General features: G+C 70.0%; 8 protein-coding genes. 4 read left to right on the top strand and 4 right to left on the bottom strand.

Features of this window, described 5'->3' with window-relative positions:
- The 3 genes from HUV06_RS12875 to HUV06_RS12865 all read left to right on the top strand — a co-directional run.
- On the top strand, positions 1 to 407 hold a 407-nt coding region (locus HUV06_RS12875), incomplete at its 5' end, for a response regulator (protein WP_174301663.1).
- A 295-nt stretch (positions 408 to 702) separates the two neighbouring features.
- On the top strand, positions 703 to 1635 hold the full coding sequence (locus tag HUV06_RS12870; RefSeq protein ID WP_174301662.1) for an iron-containing redox enzyme family protein: 933 nt from the start codon (positions 703 to 705) through the stop codon (positions 1633 to 1635).
- A gap of 3 nt (positions 1636 to 1638) precedes the next feature.
- A complete protein-coding gene (locus tag HUV06_RS12865; RefSeq protein WP_174301661.1) occupies positions 1639 to 1824 on the top strand; it encodes a hypothetical protein in 186 nt (61 codons plus the stop codon).
- Between the two features lie 10 nt (positions 1825 to 1834).
- On the opposite strand, the gene HUV06_RS12860 is transcribed toward HUV06_RS12865, so the two are convergent.
- Entirely contained in the window at positions 1835 to 2596 is a 762-nt protein-coding gene (locus HUV06_RS12860; RefSeq protein WP_174301660.1) for a M48 family metallopeptidase, read from the bottom strand.
- Positions 2597 to 2694: 98 nt separating this feature from the next.
- Here HUV06_RS12860 and HUV06_RS12855 point away from each other — a divergent pair, with 98 nt between their 5' ends.
- Positions 2695 to 4752: an NAD(+) synthase gene (locus HUV06_RS12855; RefSeq protein WP_174301659.1), complete on the top strand. Its 2058-nt coding sequence runs from the start codon at positions 2695 to 2697 to the stop codon at positions 4750 to 4752.
- 141 nt (positions 4753 to 4893) lie between these two features.
- Here the strand turns inward: HUV06_RS12855 and HUV06_RS12850 are convergent, their stop codons facing one another.
- The 3 genes from HUV06_RS12850 to HUV06_RS12840 form a co-directional block, all read right to left on the bottom strand.
- Positions 4894 to 5877, bottom strand: coding sequence for an aldo/keto reductase (locus tag HUV06_RS12850; RefSeq protein ID WP_174301658.1), 984 nt, complete (start codon positions 5875 to 5877; stop codon positions 4894 to 4896).
- Positions 5878 to 6060: 183 nt separating this feature from the next.
- Entirely contained in the window at positions 6061 to 7563 is a 1503-nt protein-coding gene (gene ubiB / locus HUV06_RS12845) for a 2-polyprenylphenol 6-hydroxylase (RefSeq protein WP_174301664.1), read from the bottom strand.
- Positions 7564 to 7771: 208 nt separating this feature from the next.
- Positions 7772 to 8167 (bottom strand): class I SAM-dependent methyltransferase (locus HUV06_RS12840; RefSeq protein ID WP_174301657.1); only part of this gene is annotated, 396 nt, incomplete at its 5' end.

The following is an 8167-nucleotide window of genomic DNA, read 5'->3' as shown; positions in this document are numbered from 1 at the left end:
CGGCGCCGGAGCTTCCCGGCCGCAGCGCCTCGGGCCAGGGCCTGTGCGTGCTGGTGGTGGAGGACAACGAGGCGGTCGGCAGCTTCGCCACGGAGCTTCTCGCCGACCTCGGCTACAACACCCGCTGGGTCGGCAACGCGGCCGCGGCGCTGGCCCTGCTGGAGCAAAACCACCTGACGTTCGACGTCGTCTTCTCCGACATCGTCATGCCCGGCATGGGCGGGATCGAGATGGCTCAGGTGGTCAGGAACCGCTACCCCGGCCTGCCTGTGGTCCTCACCAGCGGCTACAGCAACGTACTGGCCCAGGAGGGACGGCACGGCTTCGAACTGCTGCAGAAGCCTTATTCCGTGGAGACCCTCTCCCGCATCATCCAGAAGGCGGTCGCCGCTCCGAGGACTTTGTAGCCGGCGGGTGGCGGACCAGAGGGGCGTGGCCGCGGCGGGGCGAGGGCTTCGACCGCAGACCGGGCGCTGGTAAACGCCCGTGCCCTGCAGCGTAGGCCGACTCTATCCGATACCTGGCTTCAGTTGCGGCCGCTTTCCTACAGCAACCCGCAAGACCGCCGGGACTCCAGCGCGCCGGATGACCCGTGATGTGACTCCGTCAGGAACCAAACCTCTGCGAGTCACGCTTTAGAAGCAAACCAAAGTGTGCGGAACACTTATGTTATCGCGCACGCGCCAATCGAACGAGTCCATCATGAGTATCGCATTGTTCCAGTCCGGCCCGGGTGTGGGGGCGGACTCCAAGACCTGCCTGGATGATGTCTCCCTGCATCGCCGCCTGGCCCGCTGGAACCAGCGCCGGCTTTCTCCCGCGACCCCGGATGACGCGTGGCGCAAGGAGCTCGGCGAAGAGCACCAGATGCGCCTCCTCGAGGGCGGTTATGTCGAAGCCTTCCGGACGGAGGTGGCGGAGGCGGTCGCCGCCGTCCCGGTTGACGCAGACGGCTTCATTGACTGGTTCGAAGCATTGAAGGCGGAAGGTCCCGGGCAGTTCGACCCCCTGTTCGACTGGCTGGCCGAAGAGGCCACGCTTGAGGACCTTCGCTGGTTCCTCCGCCAGGAGGCGGCGGGCGAAGCGGGTTTCGACGACTTGGTCGCCCTGACCCAGGTCAAGTTCCCGACCAGCGCCAAGCTCGAGCTCGCCCGCAACTACTGGGACGAGATGGGCCGGGGAGCGGAGGGCGGCATGCACGGCCCCATGCTGGAGCGCACCACCGCGGGGCTCGACCTGCAGCCGTCGATCGAGGCGACCCTGTGGCAGTCCCTGGCGCTGGCCAACACCATGACCGCCTTCGCAACGACCCGCCGGTACGCCTACCACTCCGTCGGCGCGCTGGGCGTCGTGGAGCTGACCGCGCCCACCCGGGTGGCCAAGGTGGCGCAAGGCCTGAAGCGGCTTGGCGTCGAGCCACGGCTGCGCAAGTACTTCGACCTCCACGCCGTACTGGACATCAAGCACTCCGAAGACTGGAACCGTGAGGCCCTGCGCCCGCTGGTCGCGGCGGACCCCGGCTGCGCCCGCTCCCTAGCCGAAGGCGCGCTGATGCGGCTGATCTGCGGCGAGCGCTGCTTTGAAGCCTACCGCCAAGCGCTGTGGAACGACGACGCGCGACGCGCCCGCGCCTGAGCCATGTCGGACATCCTTGTGACGCCGTGGCGGTCCGGCTGGACCGTCCGCCACGAAAGCATCCTGTTCGAGCGGTTCGACAGCCGGTCGGCGGCGCTGAACCGGGCTTATCGGCTGAGCAGTCTGCTGCAGGCGCGCGGCGAGTCGGCCCGGCTCCGCTGCGAGTCCCTCGCCAAGCCCGCGCGCTGACCCGGCGCCTCTAGCCCACGGCATGCAGCCTCGCCCCGTGCAGCTTGAGCCAGGCCCTGGCTCTGGCCGGATCGCCGTAAAGCGTGTGCACCACGGCCCAGAACCGGGGGCTGTGATCGCCTTGGACAAGGTGGGCGCACTCGTGGGCGGCCACATAGTCCAGCACCTCGGGCGGCGCGAGCACCAGACGCCAGTTGTAGCGGATCGCCGCCGCGCGGCCTGGAGCCCCTCCTCGACATGACCCCCATCGGGAGCGGGCGTCCTGCAGGGCGAGGCCCGGCAGGGGCTGGCCCAAGGCGGAGCAGTGCGCCTGGGTCCTGGCCGTAAGCCGGACCAGCGCCTCGGCGCGCAATGCCCGCAGCACCGACCGCGAGAAGGCCGGCCCCTCGCCCCAGGCGATCAGGCGGGCGGGCTCATCGCCGACGGCGGGTTTCAGCGTGGGGCGGATGCGCATGGCCGCCTGCTCCAGCCGGCAGGGCTGGCCTGACACCTCGATCACCGCGCCCGGCTTCAGACCCACCGGCTGCGGAAGCGCCGAGAGCCTCGTCGCGATCCAGTCCGCGCGGCTGTGGGCGAAGGCGACCGCGTCGGCAAGGGCATGCAGGCTGGGCGCGGTGGCCACCACCTCGCGCCGGGCGACGTCCAACCGCAGGCTGATGCGCCGCGCCCGCGGGTTCACCGCCAGCCGCACGGGCGAGCCCTGCACCTGCACCCGGTCGCCGGGTTTCGGACGAGGCGCATGGACGCGAGCAGCGGACCGGCGAAACAGCATCGCCCGATTATGCCGCGCAGCCCGTGAGTCGGCCTGCGGCGCGTCGCGCATAAAGGGTGGGTGCTTGTGGAAGGCGCGCGGCTCACCCAAAACAGGGCATGGCCGGCCCGATCGCCTTCGACAACCCCTATGCCCACGGCTTCGTGCGGCTCGGCGTGTGCGTGCCGCGCCTGAAGCCGGCCGACCCGGCCTGCAACACCGACCATATGCTGGCCCTGGCCGCACAGGGCGCGCGCGAGCACGCCGCGGTGCTGCTGTTCCCTGAGCTGGGCGTCAGCGCCTACGCGATCGACGACCTGCTGCTGCAGGAAACGCTGCTGGAGGCCGTCCACGTCCAGATCGGCCGCCTGGTCGAGGCGAGCCGCGAGCTGGCGCCCCTGCTGGTGGTGGGCGCGCCGCTGGCCTATTGGGGCCGGCTGTTCAACACCGCGGTGGTGATCCACCGGGGCGAGGTGCTGGGCGTCGTGCCGAAGCTCTACCTGCCCAACTACCGTGAGTTCTACGAGCGGCGCTGGTTCGCCTCGGGCGCAGGTGTGGCGGGCGAGGAGATCGAGGTCGGGGGCCGTTTCGCGCCCTTCGGACTGGACCTCCTATTCCAGGCGCAGGCGCCCTGCCCCTTCACCTTCCATGTCGAGATCTGCGAGGACATCTGGACGCCCGCACCGCCCAGCGGTCCCGCCGCCGCCGCGGGGGCCGAGCTCCTGCTGAACCTGTCGGCCAGCAACATCGTCATCGGCAAGGCCGAGACCCGCCGCCTGCTCTGCGCCTCGCAGTCCGCGCGCTGCAGCGCGGCCTACGCCTACTCCGCCGCGGGTCCCGGCGAGTCGACCACCGACTTGGCCTGGGACGGCCACGGGGCCATATTCGAGCTGGGCGCCACGCTTGCGGAGACGCACCGCTTCCCTCGGGGCAACAGCCTCTGCCTGGCGGACGTGGATCTTGGCCGCATCCGCCAGGAACGCCTGCGGACGGGCAGTTTCGGCGACGCCCTGGCCCAGACCGCACCGGGCCGGCCGCCCTACCGCCGCATCGCCTTCAGCTTCGAGCCGCCGACCGAGGCCGTGCCTCTGCGCCGGTCGGTGGAGCGCTATCCCTACGTCCCGTCCGATCCCGCCCGTTTGGCGGAGGACTGCTACGAGGCCTGGAACATCCAGGTGCAGGGGCTGGCGGAGCGCCTGCGTTCCACCGGCCTGGAGCGCTTGGTGATCGGCGTCTCGGGCGGCCTGGATTCGACCGAGGCCCTGGTGGTGGCGGCCAAGAGCATGGACCTGCTCGGCCATCCGCGGACCCACATCTACGCCTATACCCTGCCGGGGTTCGCCACCTCCGACGCCACGAAGGCCAACGCCTGGACGCTGATGCGGACGCTCGGCGTCTCAGCCGGGGAGATCGACATCCGGCCGGCGGCCCGCCAGATGCTTGGCGACCTCGGCCACCCGTTCGCCGACGGCCAGCCCGTCTACGACGTGACCTTCGAGAACGTCCAGGCGGGGCTCCGCACCGACTACCTGTTCCGCCTTGCCAACCAGAAGCAGGCCCTGGTGGTCGGCACCGGCGACCTGTCGGAGCTGGGGCTCGGCTGGTGCACCTACGGCGTCGGCGACCAGATGAGCCACTACAATCCCAACGGCTCGGTCTCTAAGACGCTGATCCAGCACCTGATCCGCTTTGCCGCCCGCTCCGGCGAGTTCAGCGAGGATACGGCGGAGGTGCTGCGGGCGATCCTGGCCACGGAGATATCACCAGAGCTGGTACCCGCAGACGCGGAAGGGCGCGGCCAGTCGACGGAGGCCTTCGTCGGCCCCTACGCCCTGCAGGACTTCAACCTGTTCTACCTGACCCGCTTCGGGTTCAGGCCGTCCAAGATCGCCTACCTGGCCTGGCAGGCCTGGCGCGACGCAGGCGCCGGCGCGTGGCCCCAGGACATCGAACCCGCCGATCGCCGCGCCTACGACCTGCCCGAGATCAAGCGCTGGCTGGCCCTGTTCCTGCGGCGCTTCTTCGCCAACCAGTTCAAGCGCTCGGCCATGCCGAACGGACCCAAGCTGTCCTCGGGCGGCTCCCTGTCGCCCCGCGGCGACTGGCGCATGCCGTCGGATGCTTCGGCCGCGGCCTGGCTGGCGGAGCTGGAGGCGAACGTGCCGGACGGGATGTAATCCGACCGGGCCAGCGTCCTGCGTGCTTCAAGACGCCCTTCGGGCTCCTCAGCATGACGAGGAAAACAGCGTCCCAGACTTGCGTCATGCTGAGGAAGGCTCTCGAAGAGAGCCTGTCTCGAAGCACGCACCCCGGTTCGGCTACACGTTGTGGTCCAGCACCGGCTTGGACCGGTAAGGCGCCGTCAACTCCTTGATGTCCTGCTCGTCCAGCCTGACTTCCAACGCGCCCACCGCGTCCTCGATGTGGTTCGGCTTGCTGGCCCCGATGATCGGGGCGGTGATCGCCGCGTTGGACAGCACCCAGGCCAGCGCCACCTGCATCGGCTTGACGCCCTTGCGCTCCGCCACCGCCGCCACCGCATCCACGATCTCGAAGTCGCCCTCCATGCCGTAGAGCTTGTCGGCGAAGGCGTCGGTGTTGGAGCGGCTGGTCTCCCCGCCCCCGCCGCGCTTGCGGTTGCCGGCCAGGAAGCCCCGCGCCAGGGGCGACCAGGGGATCACCCCGACGCCGTCCGCCTCGCACAGCGGCAGCATCTCCCGCTCCTCCTCCCGGTAGACCAGGTTGTACTGCGGCTGCATGGAGACGAAGGACGTCCAGCCCCGCCGCTCGGCCACGGTGTTCATCTTCAGGAACTGCCAGGCGTACATGGAGGAGGCGCCGATGTAGCGGGCCTTGCCGGCGCGCACCACGTCGTGCAGCGCCTCCATGGTCTCCTCGATCGGCGTGCGGTGGTCGAAGCGGTGGATCTGGTAGAGGTCGACAAAGTCGGTGCCGAGCCGCTTCAGGCTGGCGTCGATGGCCGACAGGATGTGCTTGCGAGACAGGCCCCGGTCGTTGGGCGCCTTGCTCATCGGGTTGAACACCTTGGTGGCGATGACCAGTTCGTCGCGCGGCGCGAGGTCCAGCAGAGCCCGGCCGGTGACCTCCTCGCTGGCCCCGAAGGAGTAGATGTCGGCGGTGTCGTAGAAATTGATCCCGGCCTCCCAGGCCTGGCGGAAGAAGGGCTTGCTCTCGTCCTCGGTAAGGATCCAGTCCCGCCAGCTCTTGTCGCCATAGGTCATGCAGCCGAGGCACAGGCGCGAAACCTTCAGGCCGGTACGGCCGAGGTTGACGTATTGCATGGCGGCGTCCTCGCGGCTCAGTGGAGCCTAGAACCCGTTTGTCGGACGGCTGTTCCGGGAGTGCGTCCTTCGAGACGCCCTCTTCGAGGCCTCCTCAGGATGACGAAGGGTCTCGCTGTCCCTCTTCATTCGTCTTGCCGGGTAAGGCTGCGGAGTAGCCTGTCTCGAACCACGCGGCCCCGTTCAGCGCAGCACTTGCTCCATCGCCAGAGCCAAGGCCAGCAAACCCGCCACAAGCCCCGCCCAGGCCACGCCCGAGGCACGCCGCTCGACCACCACCGCTGGCGGATGCGGCGCCTCCACCAGGCGCGCCAAGCGCTCGGCGATACGCAAGGCCCTCTCCGCCAGGTCCTGCACCCGCCGCGCGGGCGACAACTCGCGGCGCATCCAGCGTTCGACGACGGGCTGCGCAGCGACCCAGATATCGTGGCCGGGGTCGATCCGCCGGGCCACGCCTTCCACCGCCACCATGGTCTTCTGCAGCAGCACCAGCTCGGGGCGGAGATGCATGCCGAACAGGCCGGTGATCTCGAACAGCTGGCCGAGCAGGCGGCCCATGGAGACCTCGCTCGCTGGCCGGCCGAAGATCGGCTCGCCGACCGCTCGCAGCGCCTGGGCGAAGGTGGCGATGTCCTGGTCGGCGGGGACGTAACCCGCCTCGAAGTGCACCTCCGCCACGCGATGGTAGTCGCGCCGGAGAAAACCGTAGAGAATCTCGGCCAGGAAGCGGCGCTCCGCCGGACCGATCCGGCCAATAATGCCGTAATCAACAGCCTCCAGACGCGCCGGCGCTGAGACGAAAAGGTTGCCCTCGTGCAAGTCGGCGTGGAAGACGCCGTGGTCCATGGCCTGGGTCAGGAAGCCCCGGGTGACGTGGTTGGCCAGCGCCGGCCGGTCGAGCCCCGGCTGCTCCAGCGACTCCGGACGCGAGAGCGGCATGCCCTGCGCCCACTCCAGCGTCAGCATGCGCTTGGCCACGCCCTCCCAGACGACGACCGGCGCGTGCATGTGACCGTCCTTGGCCATGACCTCGCCCAGTTCGCTGGCGGCGGCGGCCTCAAGCCTCAGGTCCAGCTCCAGCGCCAGCGAGCGGGCGACCGCGGTGGCGGCGGCCAGGGGCTCCAGCCGGCGCAGGGGGACGGCGAAGCGCTCGGCGAGGCGCGCGCCCAGCAGCATGGCTCCGATGTCGGCGGCGACGCGGCGCTCGATGCCGGGCCGCAGCACCTTGACCGCTACGCGGCGCCCGTCGTGCAGCACCGCAGGGTGCGCCTGGGCGAGCGACGCCGCCGCGACCGGCGGCTCGAAGCTGGCGTAGAGGCTTGCGAGCGGACGCTCCAGCCCCGCCTCCACCTCGGCCATCGCCATGGCCATGGGAAACGGCGGCAGGCGATCCTTCAGCCGGCCGAGGTCGTCGGCGAACTGGCCACCGAAGATATCGGCGCGGGTGGACATCAGTTGTCCGAGCTTGATCGCCGCCGGTCCCAGCGCCTCGAACGCCCGCCCCAGCCGCTCCCCCGGCCGGCCACGGGCGCGGGCGCCGCCCGCCAGGGTGCGAAGGACGGCGGCGGGTCCGCGCAGGGAGGAGGGCGCGAGGTGGGCGGCTTCGCGTGGAAGCAGGGCGTCGTGCCGAGCGAGGACGAAGCCGGCGGCGAGCAGGCGCCCGGCGGAGGAGACGGGATTGGGCATCAACAGCCCAGCGCCGATGAGCGCGGTGGCCACTCCACTCTTTCCCGCTCATCCCGGCGAATGCCGGGACCCAGATTGTAAGGAGATGACCCTTCCAGATAAGTCGCCATGCGGCTGGGTGATCGACTTCGGCGCCTTACAATCTGGGTCCCGGCATTCGCCGGGATGAGCGGGAAAGAGGCCATGCCGGTCGGGCGCATACTCACCTCTACAGCGCCCACCCGTGGTGCAGCGCCGCCACCCCGCCGGTGAAGTTGGTATAGCCCTCTCTGCTGAACCCCGCCTGCGCGATCATGGCGGCGAAGCGGTCCTGGGTGGGGAAGCGGCGGATGCTCTCCACCAGGTACTGGTAGCTCTCGCGATCCTGCGCGACCACGCCGCCGACCACCGGGATCACATTGAAGCTATAGGCGTCGTAGGCGCGGCGCATGGCCGGCGCGGTGGGCTGGGAGAACTCAAGGCACAGGAAACGGCCGCCGCGCTTCAGCACCCGGCGCGCCTCGCGCAGCGCCGTGGGGATGTCGGTGACGTTGCGGATGCCGAAGGCGATGACGTAGGCGTCGGCGCAGGCGTCGGGCAGCGGCAGGCGCTGGGCGTCGCCGAC

Origin of the sequence: Caulobacter sp. S45 (assembly GCF_903642205.1) — a bacterium.
Classification (GTDB): domain Bacteria; phylum Pseudomonadota; class Alphaproteobacteria; order Caulobacterales; family Caulobacteraceae; genus CAHJWH01.
This window is presented reverse-complemented; position numbering and strand designations above follow the sequence as displayed.